Source organism: Actinoplanes sp. L3-i22 (genome assembly GCF_019704555.1).
GTDB lineage: Bacteria > Actinomycetota > Actinomycetes > Mycobacteriales > Micromonosporaceae > Actinoplanes.
This window is the reverse complement of record NZ_AP024745.1, coordinates 8,335,999-8,355,442: the sequence shown is the minus strand read 5'-3', so window position 1 is coordinate 8,355,442 and position 19,444 is coordinate 8,335,999. Positions and strand designations below refer to the sequence as shown.

The window sequence follows — 19,444 nt, the reverse complement described above, 5'->3', positions numbered from 1 at the left end:
GGCAAACCACCGTGCGCGGCGAATCTCGTGCGGGCGGCGCGCGGGAGTCCGGCGGATGGGCACCAGCGAAATAAAGTACCGTTGCGCGCCATGGGTGTGTCGCAGCGATTCAAGAACCGATTCCGCAAGTTTTTGCAGCGTCCCGGCACGACTGTGGACCTCGGCCCGCTGTCGAAGCGCCTGGACCCGATCGAGGCCCGTGAAGAGGCCCTCAAGGAGCTGGACGACGCGGCGCTCACCGACGCCGCGCGCGAGGCATCCGATTTCACCGAGATCTGCGCGGTCGGCCGGGAGGCGTCCCGCCGGGCGATCGGCCAGCGGCCGTACGACGTCCAGCTGCTCGGCGCGATGGCGCTGCTCTCCGGCCGGGTCGCCGAGATGGCCACCGGTGAGGGCAAGACGCTCACCGCGGCGATCGCCGCCTACGGGCACACCCGGCTCGGCAACGGCCCGGTGCACGTGCTGACCGTCAACGACTATCTGGCCAAGCGCGACGCCGAGTGGATGGAGCCGATCTACACGCTGCTCGGCCTGACCGTCGGCTCGGTGACCGAGGCGATGACCCCGGAGGAGCGCCGGGAGGCGTACGCCGCGGACGTCACCTACGTGTCGGTGTCCGAGGCCGGCTTCGACTACCTGCGGGACCAGCTGGTCACCGACGTCGCCGACCGGGTGCAGCGCGACCTGGCCACCGCGATCGTCGACGAGGCCGACTCGATCCTGATCGACGAGGCCCGGGTGCCGATGGTGCTGGCCGGTTCGACCGCCACCGAGAGCGACCCGGTGCACGAGGCCGCCGAGCTGGTCAAGGGCCTGCGCAACGGCAAGGACTACGAGGTCGCCGAGGACGGGCGCAGCGTCGCCTTCACCGAGACCGGCCTGAAGAACATCGAGGAGCTGCTCGGCGGCATCGACCTGTACGCCGACGACCAGGTCGAGCACCTGTCCGCGGTGAACGTGGCGCTGCACGCGCACGCCCTGCTGCGCCGCGACGTGGACTACATCGTCCGCAACGGCGGGGTCGAGCTGATCGACGAGATGCGCGGCCGGGTGGCCCAGCGCCGCCGCTGGCCGGACGGGCTGCAGGCGGCCGTGGAGGCCAAGGAGGGCCTGTCCGCGACCGCCGAGGGCGAGGTGCTGAACACCATCACGGTGCAGGCGTACATCGCGCTCTACAAGACGGTCTGCGGCATGACGGCGACCGCGGTGCACGTCGGCGAGCAGCTCCGGGAGTACTTCAACCTCGAGGTCGCGGTCGTCCCGTCGAACACCCCGAACATCCGCGAGGACGACCCGGACCGGATCTACTCGGCGCACGACACCCGGGACGAGGCGCTGGTCGAAGAGATCAAGATCGCGCACGACAAGGGTCGCCCGGTGCTGGTCGGCACGCTGGACGTGAAGGCGTCCGAGCGGCTGGCCGAGCAGCTGGCCGAGGCCGGTGTGCCGTCGAACGTGCTGAACGCGAAGAACGACGCCGAGGAGGCGACGATCATCGCGGAGGCCGGCGCGGTCGGCGCGGTCACCGTCTCCACCCAGATGGCCGGTCGTGGTGTCGACATCCGGCTGGGCGGCAGCGACGAGAAGGACCGGGACAAGGTCGTCGAGCTGGGCGGGCTGTACGTGATCGGTGCCGGCCGCCACGACAGCCGCCGGGTCGACGACCAGCTGCGTGGCCGGGCCGGCCGGCAGGGTGACCCGGGCGCCTCGGTGTTCTTCGTCAGCCTCGAGGACGAGCTGGTCAGCCGGCACGCCGGGGACATCCTGCCGGCCTCGCCGCGGATGGACATGGACGGCGTCGTGCACGACCAGCAGGTCGACTACGCGGTCGAGCACGCCCAGCGGGTCGCCGAGGGCGTCAACCACGAGATCCACCGCAACACCTGGCGCTACAGCGTGGTGATCGAGCAGCAGCGGCTGCTGATGGCCGAGCGGCGCGAGCGCCTGCTCACCTCCGAGGTCGCGGCGATCATGCTGCTGGAGCGGTCGCCGGAGAAGGCCAAGGAGACCGACGAGGACGTGCTGTCCGACTCGGCCCGGGCGATCGCGCTCTACCACCTGGACCGGCTGTGGGCCGACCATCTGGCGTACCTGTCCGAGGTCCGCGAGGGCGTGCATCTGCGGGCGCTGGGCAAGCTGGACCCGCTGGACGAGTTCCACCGGTCCGCGGTGCCGGCGTTCCAGGACCTGCTGACCAAGGTCGAGGAGCGGACCATCGAGACGTTCGACGAGGTCGACCTGACCGACGGCTGGCAGCCGGACCGGGCGGAGATCGTCCGGCCGTCGGCCACGTGGACGTACCTGGTGCACGACAACCCGTTCGGCTCGGAGCTGGACCGGTTGATCGCGGCGGTCGGCCGCCGACTCACCTCGGGTGGCTGATTTCACGTTCGTTTACGAAGGGGGCGCCACGCGTGAGCGTGGCGCCCCCTTCGTCATGTTCCGGCCCAGGTCAGACGCATGGGGTTCGGCAATGCTTAATGAGGCTGACAGAAAGCGTTACCGGAATGCATTCGTGTTACCGGGAACAATATGGAACGTCTTTCTCACACTGTGGATGGTGACTTGACCCGCAAAGTGGCCGAGGGGAAATATCAGGCCCGCTTAACGCACAGTGATCGCTCATATTCGCTTGCCGCAACAAATTTCTGGGGGATCAATCAATGCCGGTCAGCGCATTGTCGCCGCGAGCCGATCGTCGATCTGCCGGACCGGGGCGGGGCCCCGCCAATCGCCGCTCCGAACCGGCATTGACCGTGACGCTCGCCATTCCGCTCACCGGCGACGCGGTCTCGCCACAGGCGCACCGGCTGCTCGCCGCGGTGCGCGAGCTGGTCGAGCTGAGCCGGGGCACGGTCACCGTGGAGTCGGCCACCGTGCCGGTCGAGCCGGAGCCGGAGCCGGCCCCCAGCGGGCCGGAGGTGCGCCTGCTCACCGGGTCCCGCCAGGTCCTGCTGGAGGGTGAGGCGGTCGCGCTGACCCGCCTCGAGTTCGACCTCATGCTCTACCTGGCCGAGCGGCCGCGCCGGGTGTTCAGCCGGGCCCAGCTGCTGGCCGGCGTGTGGGGCTACGAGCGGGCCGGGGAGCGCACGGTCGACGTGCACGTCCGCCGGCTGCGGCTCAAGCTGGGCGCGCACGTGCCCGCCGTCACCACCGTCTACGGGGTGGGCTACCGGCTGGCCGACGACGCCCGGGTCACGATCATGCCGCACGATTGAGCCATGCGTGTGCGTCCCGTCTCGTTCGCCGTCCTCGTCGATGATCTCGCCGAACGGCTGGCAAGTCGGGAATCCGACACTATGATCCGGGTGGCCGTGGACGGGGCGGACGCGGCCGACCCGGCGGCTCTGGCGGACGCCCTGGTCGACCCGCTGCGGGTCCGCGGGCGACCGGCCGTTCGCATCGTGACCAGGGATTTCCTGCGCCCGGCGTCGGTCCGGCTGGAGTTCGGGCGGGCGAATCCGGACTCGTTCTACGCCGGCTGGTTCGACGAGGCCGGCCTGATCCGCGAGGTGCTCGACCCGGCCGGCCCCGGCGGCTCCGGGCGGATCGTCACCCGGCTGTGGAACGCGGACACCGATCGGGCCGCCCGGGAGCCCTACCGCGAGCTCCCACCGGGTACGGTCGTCCTGGTCAGCGGCCCGTTGCTGCTCGGCGCCGGGCTGCCGTTCGACTTCACCGTCCACCTTGCGGTGTCGGCTGCCGCCCTGGGCCGGCGCACCGCCGCCGCAGACCGGTGGACGTTGCCCGCCTTCGCCCGATATGTGGACGAGGTGGCCCCGGAAACTTTCGCGGACGTGGTCGTCCGTCTCGACGATCCACGGCATCCAGCCCTGGTCACGGCCGGGGGCTGACCGATGAGGTGATCGTCGGCACAAGACCCGTCTGCCGAGTCCGTGGCGCAACCCACCACTGACAGTTATGCTCCGGTTACTTTTTCGCGGGGGTCTCGTTTGGGACTTCCGGCGGTGGGTATCAGGCGGCTCCACGAGCCGATCCGGGAACCACCGGCTGGGGCTGAGGGAAGGGCAGGGGGACTGCATGCTCGTCAACGGAGCGGTTGTGGCCGGTAAGGGCGCTAGCGCGGTGAATCGACGTTCGACCGAGGAGGTCGAGCAGATCCGGGTGCTCCTGCGGAGCCGGTTCGAGGAGCTCGACGCGGAGTACTCGGACGCGGTCGCGGCGAGCCATCGGCTGCGCCTCGTGGAGATCGGCGACTCGGCCGGGGACGACCAGGCCGACAGCGGATCCAAGACAGCCGAGCGGGACGCGGCGGGTTCGCTGCTGCGGACGCTGCTCGACCGGCGGACCCAGGCGGAGTACGCGATGCAGCGGCTCGAGGACGGGACGTACGGGAACTGTGAGGGGTGTTCCAACCCGATCCCGGTGGAACGGCTCGAGGTGTTCCCGTCGGCGACCACGTGTGTGAACTGCAAGCAGGTCCGCGAGCGCCGGGCCAGCTGAGTCGAAGGGTGCCCGTTTCCGTGGGGGCGGGGACGGGCACCGGTGTGCAACGGGTCGGATCAGGATCGACACTGATCGACTCCGGGTGGTAAGGCGTTCCGCCGGCTTGCCGGGGTGTCCGCGATCCACCAGGGCCTCTGAGCGCGCTCGACCCGCTGGCCTCGGCCGGCTGGGTGCGCTGCTGTTCCAGTTCCCGCCGTGGTCCGGCATCACCCGGTCCAACAAGGAATACCCGCTGGAGGTTACGGCCCGGTGCGGGCCGCCGATCCTCGAACCGACCGTCGAACTCGCGGTCGTGCGATTCCACGGGGACCGCGACAAGTGGACGAGCAAGAACATCCAAGAGAAGTTCGGCTATCGCTATTCTGACGAGGAACTGGCCGACCGGGCGCCGAAACTGCGCGCGCTCGCCGCTGCGACGAAGCGCACACATGTTCTGATGAACAATTGTCTCGGCGATTATGCCCAGCGGAACGCGACGACTCTCCTCGATCTGCTCGGCGACGCGGCGCAATCCCCGCAGGCCTGAACCCCTCAAGATCAAATTCTTCGTTGCCTCGGCTGCGGCCGATAACTGATCGTCGCTCCCGCGGGGACCCTTCCGGGCCTCGCAAGGGCGCGGGGCGCCCAGAACACGAGACCCGCAAGGGCGACGTCCGCGGGTGGTTGCGGTTCAAAAGGACCCACGCGACCCGGTTGCCCGGCCGAGCCCCAGCCGCGCTCCCGGTCCGGCCGGCGCTGAGGGCCGCGTCCGGCACCCCGGGACAGCCCTCACGACCAGCCGGCGCCGATCCCTCTGCCGGGGGAGACGGTCCCCTCGCGGAGGGGATCACCGGCCGCCCGGCATCGGCGAGTCTGAATCCGTCAGCACATGATCAGACGGAGAGGACGACCATGAGGAAAGCTGTTGGATGGCTCGCCGTAGCGGCGACGGCGTCGGCCATCGGGGCCGCGACGGCCCCCGCGTCGGCAACCGACCGGGTGGCCCGGGTGACCGGCTCGGCCGAGGTCACCCTGCCGTTCTTCCCGGACCAGGACGTCCGCAGGTTCACCTTCGACGCCCGCAGCGCCCCGTTCACCCGCCCGGTGCCCGACCGGCCGCAGGGCAATCCGATGGACGCCACCGGGACCGTCCGGGTCTCGCACTACGTCGCGGCGGCGAACCTCACGGTGACCTTCGAGGCCGCGGTCGACTGCATGATCACCAGCCCGGGGTATGCCGGCCTCACCGCGATCGTCACCCGGGCCGACGGTCCGGTCGCGGACTGGGTCGGCACCCGGGTCGGGTTCAGCATCCAGGACGGCGGCCGCGGCGGTCAGGGTGACCGGCTCGGCTACACCTGGTCGATGAGCGGCGTCCAGGACGAGAACGGCACCTGGGGCCAGCCGAAGATCGGCACCTGCCTGACCATCGCCCCGTTCGCCCCGGTGACCAGGGGCGACTTCACCGTCCGCCACACCGAGCTGAAGCCGGACCCGCCGACCGGGCTGAAGCCGGACCCGCACACCGAGCTGAAGCCGGACCCGCAGCCGGCCGGCTGACCCGGGACCGGGGCGGGGCTGCCACCCGGGGGAGCAGCCCCGCCCCACCCGCTCAGGCCGCCCGGCGGATGCTCCAGTCGAACCGCCCACGGCAGATCACCACCACGCCCGCCCCGGCACCGGCCCGCACCACGTCCAGCCCGGCCGTCCGGTGCGCCGGAATCGGATCGAGCAGCCGCTTCGCCCACCCCGTCGGATCCATCCGGCCGGTCTCGGCGCCCGGGATGAATCCGCGGTGAACGGTGGTTCCGCGGCCCGGCGAGGGGTAGAACGAGAGGCATGACCGATGCGCACGACGAGCCGGACGCCCGCCTGCCGCACCCGGGCGACACCACCGGCCCCGAGTTCGATCCCGCCGGCGATCTGGAATACGACGAGGCCCACGGCGCGGGCGGCCACCTGGACGTGCCCGCCGCCCTGGTCGAGGAGGCGGAGCGCCGCCGCGCGATGGCCGCGCCCCGCTGAACAGAGTTGATCACTTCCCGGCGTACTGGACCGCCGTGAACAGCAGCATCGCCGTGACCAGCCCGGTGACCAGCACGGTCACCACGGTCGCGGTGTCCAGCCCGACCTTGCGCTGATCGGCGACCAGCTTCGCGGCGACCACCCCGAGCACCGGGCAGGCCAGCAGCACGAGCAGCGCGACGACCGGGGCGGCCTCGTGCCAGTCGCCGGTCGACGCCGCGCCGGTCCCGCGGAGCACCTGGTTCCCGATCGCGCCCAGGATCCCGCCGGCCAGCCCGAAGATCCAGAACAGGATCTTGGTGCCGAACGTGATCGGCCGGGCCGGCGCCGTCCACTTGATCCGCTTCTCGACCTCGGCCAGGTACTCCTCGGGCGGCCGGTCGTCGGCGCGCTGCCGGGGGATGCCGGCCGGCGGCAGCTTGCCGAACCGTTCCGCGATCGGCCCGGCCCGGTGCACGTAGTCGGCCCAGAGCCCGGCCGCCCGCGCGTCGACCTGCTCCAGGTCCCGGCGGGCGTCCCGGACCGCGTTCCGGGCGGCCCGCACCCGCTCGTCGGCGGCCTGCACCGCCTCGTCGGCGGCGGCGCTCTCCGCCGCGTGCCACTCGGCCGCCTCGGCCCGCAGCCGCGCGGCCCGCTGGTCCAGCGTGGTGAGCCGGCGCAGGACGGTTCGGTAGTCGGCCCGCTCGAAGTCGGCCGGTTCGAGATCGCTCATGAGACACCGTAGGGGATGATCACCTCGGCGCCGCGATGCACCGAGCGGTCGAAGTGCAGCGCCCGCCAGGGCCGCGGATACCAGTTCGGCGCCCCGGTCCCCGGGTAGTACGGCGCCAGCTCACTCCCGTGCACGTCGAGCGCCACCCACGCCCCGATCGGGTCGGTCCGCGAGCCGGGCCCGCCGAGCGTGTCCCGCAGCAGTCCCGCCCCGCGCCACCAGCCGAGCACGTGCAGCCGGCGCTCCGGGCCCTGCCGCAGCACGGTCCGCAGGTGGTCGCCGGCCGCCTTGCCGCCGGGGAGCGCGTCGGCGGCGTACAGCATGATGAAGTGCGGACGGTCGGCCGGCCAGGCCGCGGTCGACTCGGCGGCCGCGTCCTCGAGGAGCCAGTCGACGTTCGACGTGTCGTACCACCCGCAGTCCGGGATCCGGGCGTGCAGCGCCTCGGCCGCGGCCCGGGCGTCCGGGTCGAAGCAGGCGATCGAGAAGCGCGCCCCGTCCCGGCCGAACTGGGCGGCGAGCGACCGTCCGGCGGTGGCCAGCACCGCGCAGGCCTCCTCGACCCGGGTGCCGATCACGGCCAGGTTGCGCCCGGGCGCGCGGCGCAGCACGGTCCGCGCCGACCGGGACATCACGTCGATCGTCTCGCCGAGCAGCGCCACCGGGGCCGGCGAGTCCTCGGCGACCAGCCCGCGGAAGTCCGGGCTGTCGGCGAGCCGCGGCTGGGTGTCGCCGTCGAAGAGCCGGGGCGGCGGCGAACCGGCCGGCAGCCGGCGCCACAGCCGGTGCTGCAGCGCGCTCCACTGCTCCCGGTTCCCGGCCGACGGCACCCGGACCACCTGGTTCGCCTCGGTCGCGCCGGAGTCCGAGTTGACCACGGCGTGGTAGCGGGGCAGCGTGTCGGCCGCGTTGTTCTGCTCGGCCAGCACCCGGCGGGCCCGGGGCAGCGCGATCCGCAGGGTGAACTGCGCGACCAGCGCCGGCCGGCCCCACAGCGCCTCGATGCCGGAGATGTCCTGGCTGGCCAGGATCAGGTGGATGCCCTGCGAGCGGCCCCGGCGGGCGAGGTCCTCGAGCAGGTCGACGGCCTCGTTGGTGACCGCGTCCCGCCCGGCGAGCAGCACCTGGAACTCGTCGACCACCGCGACGATCCGCGGCCAGACCCCGTCCGGGTCCTCGGCGCGCAGCTCGGCCAGGTTGGTGACCTCGTGCTGTTTCGCCGCGTCGGCCCGCCGCCGCAGCTCGGTGCCGAGGAACCGGAGCAGGGCCAGGCCGAACTCCCGGTCGGTGTTGACGTTCACCCCGACCAGGCGCACGTGCGGCAGCCAGCTCTGGTCCCGCCGGCCCGGCGCGAACCGGGCGAAGGACACCCCCTCCTTGAAGTCGAGCAGGTAGAACGCCAGCTCGGCGGGGGAGTAGCGGGCCGCGAGCGCGCCCATCCAGGCGTAGATCAGGTTGGTCTTGCCGGTGCCGGACGGCCCGGCGATCAGCGCGTGCGGCGGATAGTCGCTGAGCGTCACCTTCACCCGGGTGCCCTGCGGGCTGTCGCCGAGCGGTGCGGTCAGCCCGGTCGCCGCGCTCTCCCGCCACTCCTCGTTCGGATCGGGCAGCAGGCTGTCCAGCGCGATCGGGGCGGGCCCGGCCGCGACCGCCTCGGCGATCTGCCGGCACGTCGCGGAGAGCACGCCCGGCGGCGGGCCGGGGTCGAGCCGGACCGGCAGGTCGCCGCCGCTGCTCATCCGGGCGTCGTCGCCGGGGGCCGCGGTGACGCACTCGATGCCGGGCCCCGGATCCACCCGCAGCCCGTGCACGATCAGGTGCACCCCGCAGGCCGCGCCGGTCCGCAGCAGCCGCTCCAGCTGGGTGCGCTCGTGCCGGTTCAGCTCGCCGGCGCCGAGCAGCACCGCGACCCGCCACGGCTCGGGCCGCCGCTTGGTCGCCGCGTGCAGCTCGCGCAGCGACGAGTACTCCCCGGCCAGCACCGTCTCGTTGATCCGCCGTACGTGCCCGACCAGGTCGTCGAGGAGCGTGGCGAGCCCGTTCGGGGCGACGAACGTCAGCACCCGGGCCGGGGCCAGCGCGGCGAACCCGGCCAGCCCGCCACCGAGGTGCTCCGGGTCGTAGCCGACGACCTGCACCGCCCCGGGCGCGCTGCTGCCGAGCGCGCGCAGCAGCAGCCCGGCCACCACGTCGTCGCCGATCTTCCGGTCGCCCTGCACCACCACGTGCCCGTGGTCGAGCAGCGGCACCAGGGCGGCCACCTCCGGCGACTCGGCCGGCGGGACGGCCGCGTCCTCGTCCCACTGCCACGGCCGGGCCGGTTCGGCGGGGGTCGCGGCCGGCGCCGGCGTCGACGGCAGCAGGAGCTGACCGATCCGCAGGTCGGCGGCGAGCGGCAGCGGGACCGCGTCCCAGGCGTGCCAGGGCTCGCCGGCCGCCCCGGGCGCGGCCCGGTCCGCCGCCCCGGCCGCCGCGCCGGAGAGCGCGCCCAGCTCGGTCGCGTGCCACTCGTCGACCGAGCGCAGCCGTTCGTCCCGGGCCGCGGCGAGCTTGCGGTGCCGGCTCTCGGCCGCCGCCCGGACCCGCTCCTGGCGCGCGGTCGCCGCGGCATGTTCCCGCTCGGCCCGCTCGAGCGCGTCCCCGGCGGCCCCGAGCGCGTGTGACAGCGCGGCCCGGACCTCCATGACCTGCTGTTTCGTGGATTCAGCCATGACCTGCCGGAATCGTCGTCGGTCCCCAGCCCGGGCGGTTCATGAGCGCGGCTCGCCGGTCTCGGCGCGGGGCGGCCGGGCCGGCTCCGGGGCCTCCGGATCGAGCGCGCCGGCGTCGCGGCCCAGCCGGGCCAGCAGCACCCCGGTCAGCACGCTCGCGGTCACCGCGTTGTCCGCCGGATGGCCGGCCGGACCGTTCTCCCGCTCCTTCGCCGGCACCCGGCAGATCCGGGCGATCAGGGTGTCCAGCACCCCCGGCGAGGTGCCCGGCAGCAGCGCCCGGACCCGGCCCTCGGCGGCCGTCCGCAACCGGGGCACGTCCTCCGCCCTGGGCTCGTGACCGAGCAGGTCGGTGGCGAGCCGGTGCAGCACCGCGGGCGTGACCGCGGACAGCCCGAGACCGGTCGAGGCGTTCACGCCGTGCAGCTCGCGGCCGAGCCGCGCCCGGTCCCCGGAGCGGACCCCGGACGCCACCCGGCGCAGCAGCTCCGCGGTGTCGGTCGTCTGCGGCTTCCGGCCCTTCTCCGGCGGCGGCGCCGGCTCCCCGGTCAGCTGCGCGACGCGCGCCTGCCACCAGGGGCCGAGCTTCTCCGGCTGGTCCGGCTTCGCCCCGGGCTCGGGCGCCGGCCGGTGTTCCTCCGGCTTGAGCGCGGTCCGCCACTCCTGGTTCCGCGGCGCGCCGGGCACACCGCCGAGACCGAGCGCGGCGAGGTACGCCTCGATGGCGTCCTCGGCGACACGCAGCGCGGCCGCGGCCCGCTCGGCGTGCTCGGTGGCGCCGGCCAGCTCGGGCACACCCATCTTCTGCTCGGACGCCTCACGCACCCAGTTCAGCAGCTCGGTGGCGGTGCGGAGCTTCTCCATCGCCTTGACGACCAGCCCGTCGGGTAGCTCGTCGGAGGCGGCCCGGAGGCGGGCGCCGAGTTCTTCCAGAACTGACATCGCGTCAGAGCATCGCCGTGTAGGTCTGAGCGGCCTCGATCGCGACCTGGGTCGCCCCGAAACACTCCTCGAGCTGCTGGTCGGCCTGCGAGAGAGAGGCATGCGCGGTGCCGACCGCCTCGTGCGCGCCGCCGTCGAGCGCGGCGGCGAGGCTCTGCTGAGCCTCCCCGAGCTTCTCCCGAGCCGCCTGTATCGCCGCCTGCCCTTCGTTCACCTGCTGGACAGCGGCATCCACGGCCGCTCTGAGCTCGGCGACACTGGCCACTCGTTCGGCCTCCTGTAACTCAACCCACCTGCTGCCCCAGCCTAACGCCCAGCCCGCCCCGCGCTCGCTCCGGCCGTGCCTTTTCGCACCTTACGGAGCAAAAAGACGCACCAGCAGTCCGCCGATCGACATGAATGATCGCCCAGGTGAGACCCGATTTTCCACCGCGTCCATTGTGGATCATGCCGCTCAGCAGCACGCCGCCGCCCCCCTCGGTGATACCCCGGAAGGGTTGAAGATCAACACCAAAGACCAGGTTCAAATTCTCCTTTGCCCCGGTCCGCCGTGGTCCAGATCGTCGCTCCCGCGGGGACCCTTCCGGGCTTCGCAAGGGCGCGGGGCGCCCAAAACGCAAAGCCCTCCAGGGCGACGTCCGAGGCTGGGCACGGTCCCAAAACCCACGCAACCCAATCCACACCCTCCCGCCCAGCCGCGCCCAGCCGCGCCCCGCCGCCCAGCCGCGCCCCGCCGCCCAGCCCCGCCCCGCGCTGCGCCGCCCCGGGCCGCCCCGCGCTGCGCCGAGCCGCCCCGGGCCGCGCCGCCCCGCCCCGCGTCGGGCCGCGTCGGGCCGCGCCGGGCCGAGCCGGGCCGAGCCGAGCCGGGCCGCCCCGGGCCGCCCCGCCCCGCGCCGGGCCGCCCCGCCCTGCGCCGGGCCGCCCCACCCCGCGCCGGGCCGCGCCTCCCGTCCCGGCTGGTCTGCAGGGCTGCCTCCAGGCCTGGGAAGCAGCCCTGCAGACCAGCCGGGCCTGCGAGTGCCGCGCGGGCCCGGGCCGGAGCGCGGGGGCGGGACCCGGTCTCGGCTGCTGGTCAGTGGGGTCGTAGTGGCTAGCGGGGTCGGGTGGTCAGCGGGGTTGTGGGGGTAGGACGTCGTCGAGGGTGAGGCGGCGGGGGCCCTTGGCGACCATGCGGGCGACGGTGGCTCGCATTCGTTCCTCGGCGCGGGCTTCGGCTCCGGACGGGTCGACGGCGCGGAAGCCGAGGGCCCGGATGGTGAACGGGTCGATGTCCGTGGGGGCGGCCCGGCCTTCGATGATGAAGCCGAAGAAAGCCCGGAGCGCCTGCTCGCCCAGGTCGAGCGGGTGGAACGGGATGCGGTAGCCGGGGGCGGGCACCGGGTGGGCGCCGGCCCAGAACGGCTCCTCGAACGGGTATCGCGGCCCGGCGTCCGCCGTCACGCCGGAGCCCGCGGACATGGCCAGGTCACGGACGATCTCGCCGGCCTCCCACACGGTCAGCTGGAACGCGTCGGAGACCGAGTGCATCGCGTGCCGGACGATGCGCCGCCCGGCGGCCAGCTCCAGCAGGGGCGCCGGCGGGGCGGCCCAGTCGGCGACCCGGCGGTCGCTGAGCGCGGCGGTGTCCCCGGCGATCGCCACGTAGATCAACTCGTGGGCGGGCCGGACCTCCTCGATGAGCTCGGTCTCACCCAGCGGGGTCAGCTCGTAGCCCGGAACCGAGGCGGCGGCCAGCGCACGGGCGGCCGCGGGGTCGGGACTGCCCGCCCCGGCCAGCGAACCGTCCCCGATCAGCACCAACGAAGTCTTCGCACCCATCGTGATCCCCCGATCTGTCGACACCCCGCAGCCTACCGAAGAGGTCTGACATTTCCGGGCCGCGAGAGCCGGGCCCGTGAACGCCGGAGCGGCGAGCGCTGGGGCGGCGAGCGCCGGGGCAGCAAGGGTTGGGCCGGCGCGAATCGACGGCGGGCGTCAGCGGGGGAGAGCGGCGGGCGTCAGGGAGCGGCGGCAGGTGTCCGCGTGCAGCGGCGGCAGGTGTCCGCGGGCAGCGGCAGGCGTCAGGGAGCAGCGGCCGTCAGGGGGTGGCGACAGGCGTCAGCGGGGGACCGCGGAGGGGCCACGCACCTCGGCGTCCAGAGCAAGCGCCCGATCCCGCAACCCCCGATCCGCGGTCACGACCACGATCTGCCGGGGACGACGCTCCCCCCGTACCAAATCGATGATTTTGTCGTCGCCGGAGCCGGGCGCGCGCTCCACCCGCACCCCCGGCGGACCTTGCGGAATGTCCCGCGCCTTCCCTTCGACCACCAGCACCACCTCGACCGGCCCCGGCACGCCGGCCAGCCCGGCCGCGGCCACCGGCGCCAAGCTGTCCCGGAGCCGGACCGCGGCCCCGGCCCGGTCCCGCCACCAGCCGTCCGGAACCGAGCCCACCACGTTGGCCCCGTCGACGATGATCAGGGGAAGCGGCGAAACCGCGGCCGGAGACTCCGGTTCGCCGGACACGGCCGCCTGTGGTGTGGCTCCCTGAAACGGGGACTCCGGAGACGCGGGCGCGGGTCCGGGGAAGGCGGGTTCCCGGAAAACCGGCTCGGTGGGGTCGGACATAGAGTTGAGCGTACTCCTGTCAACTTTTTGCGATATCCGGGAATCACCGGACCGCCTCACGCGCTTCTAACAGTCGGCGGCCGGCGTTCGGGTCGCCGGTGGAGTACCAGGGGAAGAGAGACTGATGAGCATCGGACCGTTGGGGCCGGGTGGCCCCGGTCAGTGGGACGACCTGTTCGCGCGCTTCTTCGGTGCGGCCGAGCCGCGCCGGGCGGCGCAGCGGATCGATATCGCGCGCTACATGAGCAACGACGCCCGGCAGGTGCTGGCCGACGCCGCGAGGCGCGCCGCGGATCTCGGGCAGAACGACGGCGGCCTCGCCGACCTCGACACCGACCATCTGCTCTGGGCCGTCCTGCAGCAGGAGCCGATGAAGCAGACCGTGCGGCGCGCGGGCACCGACCCGCAGGCGCTGCTCGGTGAGATCGAGGCGGCGCTGGGCGACGAGCCGTCCCGGATCGCCGCCGCCAACCGGCGCGCCGACATGGGTGCGGACCGGACCGAGCAGGTCGCGCTGACCCCGGCCGCCAAGCGCGCGCTGCTGGACAGCCTGCAGATCTCCCGGGCGGTCGGCGCCTCCTACATCGGGCCGGAGCACATCCTGATGGCGCTCGGCCTGAACACCGACTCGGCGGCCGGGCGGCTGCTGGCCGGGCGGCTCGACCCGCGGGCGATCCCGCATCCGGAGGTGCCGGCCGGGCCGACCGGCGGCGGCCAGGGCGGTTCCCGGGGCGGCGGGCGGAGCGCGTCCCCGACGCCGACGCTGGAGCAGTTCGGGACGGACCTGACCGAGGTGGCGCGGCGCGGCGAGATCGACCCGGTGATCGGCCGGGCCGACGAGATCGAGCAGGCCGTGGAGATCCTGTCCCGGCGGACCAAGAACAATCCGGTCCTGATCGGTGAGGCCGGCGTCGGCAAGACCGCGATCGTCGAGGGCCTGGCCCAGCGGATCGTGGACGGCGACGTGCCGCTCACCCTGCAGGACAAGCGCGTGGTCCAGCTGGACCTGGCCGGCCTCGTCGCCGGTACGCGGTACCGCGGCGACTTCGAGGAGCGCCTGCGCAAGATCATCGACGAGATCCAGGCGTCCGGGGACGGCCTGATCGTCTTCATGGACGAGATCCACACCCTGGTCGGCGCCGGTGGCGGCGGCGAGGGCGGCGGGATGGACGCCGGCAACATGCTCAAGCCGGCGCTGGCCCGCGGGCGGCTGCGGGTGATCGGCGCGACGACGCTGGACGAGTACCGCAAGCACATCGAGAAGGACGCGGCGCTGGCCCGGCGGTTCCAGCCGGTGCTGGTCGGCGAGCCGAGCGTGGAGGACGCGGTCGCGATCCTGCGCGGGCTGCGGGACAACTACGAGGCGCACCACCAGGTGCGGATCACCGACGAGGCGCTGGACGCCGCGGCGGTGCTCTCCGACCGGTACATCACCGACCGGTTCCTGCCGGACAAGGCGATCGACCTGATCGACCAGGCCGGCGCCCGGGTCCGGCTACGGGTCAAGACGCCGGACGCGAACCTGCGCGAGCGGGAGCGGCAGCTGGAGCAGCTCAGCCGGGACCGGGACCAGGCCGTGCACGCGGAGAACTACGAGGTCGCGTCGCAGCTGCGGGACCGGATCAACCAGCTGAAGGAGCAGATCGCCGGCTCCGGCGCGAGCGGGGACAGCGTCCCGCGGGTCACCGGGGCGGACATCGCCGAGGTGGTCTCCCGGGCCACCGGCATCCCGGTGGCGCAGCTGACCGAGGCCGAGCGGGACCGCCTGCTCCGGCTCGAGCAGCACCTGCACGAGCACGTGATCGGCCAGGAGGACGCGGTCAGCGCGGTCGCCGAGGCGGTGCGCCGCTCGCGGGCCGGGCTGGGTGACCCGGAGCGGCCGGTGGGCAGCTTCCTGTTCCTCGGGCCGACCGGGGTCGGCAAGACCGAGCTGGCGCGGTCCCTCGCGGAGGCGCTGTTCGGGGACTCGGACCGGATGATCCGGCTGGACATGAGCGAGTTCCAGGAGCGGCACACGGTGTCGCGGCTGGTCGGGGCGCCGCCCGGGTACGTCGGCTACGACGAGGCCGGGCAGTTGACCGAGGCGGTGCGGCGGCGGCCGTACAGCGTGGTGCTGCTGGACGAGATCGAGAAGGCGCACCCGGACGTGTTCAACATGCTGCTCCAGGTGCTGGACGACGGCCGGCTGACCGACAGCCAGGGCCGCACGGTGAGCTTCAAGAACACCGTGCTGATCATGACGAGCAACCTCGGGTCGGACCTGATCAACGGGACCACCCGGAGCGTCGGGTTCGGCGGCGGCGAGGCCGGGGACGAGCTGCAGGACCGGATCGAGCGGCGGCTCAAGGAGCAGCTGCGGCCGGAGTTCATCAACCGGATCGACGAGATCATCATCTTCCGGCAGCTGGAGACGGATCAGCTCCGCAAGATCACCGAGATGCTGCTGGAGTCGACGCGGCGCCGGCTGCACGCCCAGGACGTGCGGTTGGAGATCACCACGGCCGGGGTGGACTGGCTCGCGGACCGGGGCTTCCAGCCCGAGTTCGGGGCGCGGCCGCTGCGCCGGACGATCCAGCGGGAGCTGGACAACCGGCTGTCGAAGATGCTGCTCGCGGCGGATCTGGCGCCGGGTCAGACGGTCAAGGTGGACGCCCGGGACGACGAGTTGACGTTCGAGATCGAGTCGGCGTCGCTGAGTTCGCTTTAAGATCAAAATCCGGCTTGGGTACGGCGTGAGCGCGCCGATGCCCTGAAATATCGGACATGAAGGGCGTCAGGCGAAAAGCCTGGCGCCCTTCGTCGTTTGGCTGCCGGGTTTTGATCTTGGGTCCTTTTGAACCGCAACCACCCTCGGACGTCGCCCTGGAGGGCCTCGCGTTTTTGGGCGCCCCGCGCCCTGCGAGGCCCGGAAGGGTCCCCGCGGGAGCGGCGATCTGTACCCCGGCGGACCGAGGCAAAAAGCACTTGATCGTGATCTTGGCGGGAAAACCGCAGCTAGGCCGCCGCGAGGGTCTGGCCGCCGAGCGTCGGATACTCCTTCGTCCAAGCGACATAATCCTCATTGCGGGCGATGACGTCCACATACGCCTCCCGGGCCAGCTCCAGCAGCTTGGGCGCGGAGCGGGCGGCGGCCGACTCCGGATGCCAGCCGAGGATCAGGCGCCAGCGCAGCGGCGCCCCCTTGAGTGGTCGGGTGGTCAGCCCGGCCGGTGGGCGGAACGTCGGCTGGCAGAGGCCGATGGCCACGCCGAGCTCGACCATGTCGATGCAGGCGCGCGCGTCCGTCTCGAGCACCCGGCGCGGCGCGAAGCCGGCCCGGGCGCAGGCCGCCGCGAAGCAGGTCTCGAAGCAGCCGTCGCCGGGCGCGGCCGCCCACTGCTCGGTGGCGAGCTCGGCCAGGTCTACCTCGGCGCCCTTGGCCTGCGGGTGGTCCTCGGGCATCAGCACGCAGACCGCGTCGACCGCGATGGTGTCCCAGAACAGGCCGAAGTCGGCCGAGGGCAGGGCGTCGCCGCAGACCCCGACCTGGACGTAGTCCAGCTTGCCGTTGAGCGCCATGCCGGCCAGCTCGTCGACGGAGTAGGACGCGTAGGTGGAGATCGCCGACTCCGGCTGGGTGGCGGAGAGCCGGTGCAGGAGGTGGGCGAAGACCGGCCCGCCGATCGCCCCCATCCGGTACCGGCTCATCGTGGAGGAACCGCCCGCCGCCAGCCGGGCCGCCTCGTCCTGCAAGCCTTTCATCGCCGGCAGCAGCACCCGGGCCCGGGACAGCACCAGCTCGCCGAGCGCCGTGGGACGGGCGCCGCGCCGGTCCCGGTCGAACAGGGGGCCGCCGAGCGTGCGCTCGATCCGCTGCAGTTGGGCGGTGAGCGCGGGTTGGGCCAGGCCGAGTTGTGACGCGGCCTTGGTGACGCTGCCGGTCTCCGCGATGGCGCAGACCACCTTCAGATGCCGCAGCTCCAGGTTCATAGCGTGACGTTAGGACTAGGAACGTATCGAAGGCTAGCCCTGTCACACGTGACAAAGTTGTTAAGTAACGGCACAATCAAGGGCAAAATCACAGATCTTTCGCGTACGTCGTACGTGCCGTCGCCAGATCACGGACCTTGTCCACCATCCCGACGAGCGGATCCACCACCTTGTTCCACGGCGGCGTGACCGGCGTGGACAGGTGCGGACGGGTCGGCGCGGCCTCCTGCGCGGTCTCCACGCGGTTGCCCAGCCGGATCATGTCCTCGATCGGCACCATCTGGTTGAGCAGCGGGAACAGCTCGCCGGAGTCGGCCTCGACGTGCCGGCGGACGGCCGTGGTCAACTCCTCCACGCGGGACCGGTCCTGCATGAGTTTGAGCAGCTCACGGTCCTCGGCCAGCTCCCGGTCGGCGATCCGGTCCCCGTCCGGGACGGCGGTGCGGACGGCCGGGTAGAGGTACTGCTCCTCGGCCGACAGATGACGGGACAAAGTGGCAATAAGGACTGAGTACTGTTTATCCGACATATCGGTGGAGAGCAGGCCGATGATCTCCCGATGCTGCTCGTTCAGGACATCGACGACGTTGCGCCCGGAAGTGGTGCCTCCGACCGGGGGGAGCGGGGGAAGATTCACATCAGACATGACCGCGGCGATACCCGCTAAACCGTTCCCCCCAAACACCGTTGACAACCAGCTGGTAAGAAGGGCGGATGAACACCGCCGCCACGGACGAGGTCGTCGGCCTCTGCCAGGACCTGTTGCGCATCGACACGACCAACACCGGAGACCCGCGGACCACCGTGGGGGAGCGGCTCGCCGCCGAGTACGTCGCCGAGAAGCTCGCCGACGCCGGCATCGAGTCCCGCATCCTGGAGTCGGCCCCCAAGCGCACCAACCTGGTCGCCCGGATCCCCGGCGCGGACCGCTCGCGCGGCGCCCTGCTGGTGCACGGCCACCTGGACGTGGTGCCGGCCGACAAGCGCGAGTGGTCGGTCGACCCGTTCTCCGGCGAGATCAAGGACGGGTACCTGTGGGGCCGCGGCGCGGTCGACATGAAGGATTTCGACGCGATGGTGCTCGCGGTCGTCCGCGACTGGCAGCGCACCGGCTACACCCCGCCCCGGGACATCGTGCTGGCGTACACCGCCGACGAGGAGGCCGGGATGGAGTACGGCTCGCAGTGGCTGGTGAACAACCACGCGGACCTGTTCGAGGGCGCCACCGAGGCGATCGGCGAGGTCGGCGGGTACTCGTACACGGTCAACGACAACCTGCGGCTCTACCTGGTGCAGACCGCCGAGAAGGGCCTCGACTGGCTGCGCCTGCACGCCTCCGGCCGGCCCGGGCACGGCTCGTTCATCCACGACGACAACGCGGTCACCGCGCTCGCCGAGGCGGTCTCGGCGGTCGGCCGGCACCGGTTCCCGGTCGTCGTCACGCCGACCGTGCGGGCCTTCCTGGAGCAGATCAGCGAGGCCCTCCGGATCGACCTGAACCCGGACGACCCGGAGCTGGCGATCGCCAAGCTCGGCCCGATCGCCAACCTGATCGGCGCGACCATCCGCAACACCGCCAACCCGACCCGCCTCGAGGCCGGGTACAAGGACAACGTGATCCCCGGCCGGGCGTCCGCGACCATCGACTGCCGGACCTTGCCCGGGCAGGCCGAGTCGTTCCTCGCCGAGCTGCGTGACATCATCGGACCGGACGTGGAGATCGAGCACGTGCACCAGCAGCCGGCCGTGGAGACCGAGTTCGGCGGGCCGCTGGTGGAGGCGATGGGCGCGGCGCTGCGAGCCGAGGACCCCGGGGCGCGTACCGTGCCGTACCTGATGTCCGGGGGAACCGACGCGAAGGCGTTCAGCACTCTCGGCATCCGATGCTTCGGGTTCGCCCCGTTGCAACTTCCCCCCGACCTGAACTTCGCCGCCCTGTTCCACGGCATCGACGAGCGAGTGCCCGTCGAGGGTCTAAAGTTCGGCGTGCGTGTTCTCGACCGATTGCTTCGGAACAGTTAGATCCGGA

The 19,444-nt window shown here is 72.5% G+C and carries 18 protein-coding genes; 9 read left to right on the top strand and 9 right to left on the bottom strand.

Features of this window, described 5'->3' with window-relative positions:
• The first annotated feature begins 90 nt into the window (after positions 1–90).
• From secA2 to L3i22_RS37575, 6 genes are all read left to right on the top strand, one after another.
• Positions 91–2,382 carry an accessory Sec system translocase SecA2 gene (gene secA2 / locus L3i22_RS37600; RefSeq protein ID WP_221322218.1) on the top strand — a complete coding sequence of 764 codons (2,292 nt, stop codon included), beginning with the start codon at positions 91–93 and terminating at the stop codon, positions 2,380–2,382.
• A 374-nt stretch (positions 2,383–2,756) separates the two neighbouring features.
• Positions 2,757–3,218, top strand: coding sequence for a winged helix-turn-helix domain-containing protein (locus L3i22_RS37595; RefSeq protein WP_221322217.1), 462 nt, complete (start codon positions 2,757–2,759; stop codon positions 3,216–3,218).
• A gap of 3 nt (positions 3,219–3,221) precedes the next feature.
• Positions 3,222–3,854 carry a uridine kinase gene (locus tag L3i22_RS37590; RefSeq protein WP_221322216.1) on the top strand — a complete coding sequence of 211 codons (633 nt, stop codon included), beginning with the start codon at positions 3,222–3,224 and terminating at the stop codon, positions 3,852–3,854.
• Positions 3,855–4,041: 187 nt separating this feature from the next.
• Entirely contained in the window at positions 4,042–4,464 is a 423-nt protein-coding gene (locus L3i22_RS37585) for a TraR/DksA C4-type zinc finger protein (protein ID WP_221322215.1), read from the top strand.
• Between the two features lie 85 nt (positions 4,465–4,549).
• Positions 4,550–4,993, top strand: a complete 444-nt coding sequence (locus tag L3i22_RS37580) for a DUF72 domain-containing protein (RefSeq protein WP_370644277.1) — start codon at positions 4,550–4,552, stop codon at positions 4,991–4,993.
• Positions 4,994–5,358: 365 nt separating this feature from the next.
• The gene (locus L3i22_RS37575; RefSeq protein ID WP_221322214.1) at positions 5,359–6,006 is read left to right on the top strand and encodes a hypothetical protein; all 648 of its coding nucleotides are present in this window, start codon (positions 5,359–5,361) and stop codon (positions 6,004–6,006) included.
• A 52-nt stretch (positions 6,007–6,058) separates the two neighbouring features.
• Here the strand turns inward: L3i22_RS37575 and L3i22_RS37570 are convergent, their stop codons facing one another.
• Positions 6,059–6,208: a hypothetical protein gene (locus L3i22_RS37570; RefSeq protein WP_221322213.1), complete on the bottom strand. Its 150-nt coding sequence runs from the start codon at positions 6,206–6,208 to the stop codon at positions 6,059–6,061.
• Positions 6,209–6,285: 77 nt separating this feature from the next.
• On the opposite strand from L3i22_RS37570, the gene L3i22_RS37565 reads away from it, so the two are divergent.
• Positions 6,286–6,471: a hypothetical protein gene (locus L3i22_RS37565; protein WP_221322212.1), complete on the top strand. Its 186-nt coding sequence runs from the start codon at positions 6,286–6,288 to the stop codon at positions 6,469–6,471.
• Between the two features lie 10 nt (positions 6,472–6,481).
• Here L3i22_RS37565 and L3i22_RS37560 read toward each other — a convergent pair whose 3' ends face one another.
• From L3i22_RS37560 to L3i22_RS37535, 6 genes are all read right to left on the bottom strand, one after another.
• On the bottom strand, positions 6,482–7,183 hold the full coding sequence (locus tag L3i22_RS37560; protein WP_221322211.1) for a hypothetical protein: 702 nt from the start codon (positions 7,181–7,183) through the stop codon (positions 6,482–6,484).
• Entirely contained in the window at positions 7,180–9,894 is a 2,715-nt protein-coding gene (locus L3i22_RS37555; RefSeq protein ID WP_221322210.1) for an FtsK/SpoIIIE domain-containing protein, read from the bottom strand. Before L3i22_RS37555 ends, L3i22_RS37560 begins: the two co-directional genes overlap by 4 nt.
• Positions 9,895–9,933: 39 nt before the next feature.
• Complete coding sequence (locus tag L3i22_RS37550; RefSeq protein WP_221322209.1) at positions 9,934–10,836, bottom strand: hypothetical protein; 903 nt, start codon at positions 10,834–10,836, stop codon at positions 9,934–9,936.
• Between the two features lie 4 nt (positions 10,837–10,840).
• On the bottom strand, positions 10,841–11,101 hold the full coding sequence (locus L3i22_RS37545) for a hypothetical protein (RefSeq protein ID WP_221322208.1): 261 nt from the start codon (positions 11,099–11,101) through the stop codon (positions 10,841–10,843).
• A gap of 842 nt (positions 11,102–11,943) precedes the next feature.
• Complete coding sequence (locus tag L3i22_RS37540; RefSeq protein ID WP_221322207.1) at positions 11,944–12,654, bottom strand: hypothetical protein; 711 nt, start codon at positions 12,652–12,654, stop codon at positions 11,944–11,946.
• Positions 12,655–12,933: 279 nt separating this feature from the next.
• Positions 12,934–13,344, bottom strand: coding sequence for a hypothetical protein (locus L3i22_RS37535; RefSeq protein ID WP_221322206.1), 411 nt, complete (start codon positions 13,342–13,344; stop codon positions 12,934–12,936).
• Between the two features lie 241 nt (positions 13,345–13,585).
• Between L3i22_RS37535 and L3i22_RS37530 the strand changes: the two genes are divergently transcribed.
• Positions 13,586–16,153, top strand: coding sequence for an ATP-dependent Clp protease ATP-binding subunit (locus L3i22_RS37530; RefSeq protein ID WP_221330358.1), 2,568 nt, complete (start codon positions 13,586–13,588; stop codon positions 16,151–16,153).
• 287 nt (positions 16,154–16,440) lie between these two features.
• On the opposite strand, the gene L3i22_RS37525 is transcribed toward L3i22_RS37530, so the two are convergent.
• Together L3i22_RS37525 and L3i22_RS37520 are read right to left on the bottom strand one after the other, a co-directional pair.
• On the bottom strand, positions 16,441–17,415 hold the full coding sequence (locus L3i22_RS37525; protein ID WP_221322205.1) for a LysR family transcriptional regulator: 975 nt from the start codon (positions 17,413–17,415) through the stop codon (positions 16,441–16,443).
• An 88-nt stretch (positions 17,416–17,503) separates the two neighbouring features.
• On the bottom strand, positions 17,504–17,944 hold the full coding sequence (locus L3i22_RS37520; RefSeq protein ID WP_370644559.1) for a hemerythrin domain-containing protein: 441 nt from the start codon (positions 17,942–17,944) through the stop codon (positions 17,504–17,506).
• A 185-nt stretch (positions 17,945–18,129) separates the two neighbouring features.
• Here L3i22_RS37520 and L3i22_RS37515 point away from each other — a divergent pair, with 185 nt between their 5' ends.
• Positions 18,130–19,437 (top strand): M20/M25/M40 family metallo-hydrolase, encoded by a 1,308-nt coding sequence (locus tag L3i22_RS37515; RefSeq protein WP_221322203.1) that lies wholly within the window; start codon positions 18,130–18,132, stop codon positions 19,435–19,437.
• The last annotated feature ends 7 nt before the right edge of the window (positions 19,438–19,444 follow it).

Bases quoted from the DNA above. Each gene is read 5' to 3' on its own strand.
- secA2 (WP_221322218.1), top strand. From the start codon at position 91: ATGGGTGTGTCGCAGCGATTCAAGAACCGATTCCGCAAGTTTTTGCAG.
- L3i22_RS37590 (WP_221322216.1), top strand. From the start codon at position 3,222: ATGCGTGTGCGTCCCGTCTCGTTCGCCGTCCTCGTCGATGATCTCGCC.
- L3i22_RS37585 (WP_221322215.1), top strand. From the start codon at position 4,042: ATGCTCGTCAACGGAGCGGTTGTGGCCGGTAAGGGCGCTAGCGCGGTG.
- L3i22_RS37575 (WP_221322214.1), top strand. From the start codon at position 5,359: ATGAGGAAAGCTGTTGGATGGCTCGCCGTAGCGGCGACGGCGTCGGCC.
- L3i22_RS37570 (WP_221322213.1), bottom strand. From the start codon at position 6,208: ATGGATCCGACGGGGTGGGCGAAGCGGCTGCTCGATCCGATTCCGGCG.
- L3i22_RS37565 (WP_221322212.1), top strand. From the start codon at position 6,286: ATGACCGATGCGCACGACGAGCCGGACGCCCGCCTGCCGCACCCGGGC.
- L3i22_RS37560 (WP_221322211.1), bottom strand. From the start codon at position 7,183: ATGAGCGATCTCGAACCGGCCGACTTCGAGCGGGCCGACTACCGAACC.
- L3i22_RS37555 (WP_221322210.1), bottom strand. From the start codon at position 9,894: ATGGCTGAATCCACGAAACAGCAGGTCATGGAGGTCCGGGCCGCGCTG.
- L3i22_RS37550 (WP_221322209.1), bottom strand. From the start codon at position 10,836: ATGTCAGTTCTGGAAGAACTCGGCGCCCGCCTCCGGGCCGCCTCCGAC.
- L3i22_RS37540 (WP_221322207.1), bottom strand. From the start codon at position 12,654: ATGGGTGCGAAGACTTCGTTGGTGCTGATCGGGGACGGTTCGCTGGCC.
- L3i22_RS37525 (WP_221322205.1), bottom strand. From the start codon at position 17,415: ATGAACCTGGAGCTGCGGCATCTGAAGGTGGTCTGCGCCATCGCGGAG.
- L3i22_RS37520 (WP_370644559.1), bottom strand. From the start codon at position 17,944: ATGTCGGATAAACAGTACTCAGTCCTTATTGCCACTTTGTCCCGTCAT.
- L3i22_RS37515 (WP_221322203.1), top strand. From the start codon at position 18,130: ATGAACACCGCCGCCACGGACGAGGTCGTCGGCCTCTGCCAGGACCTG.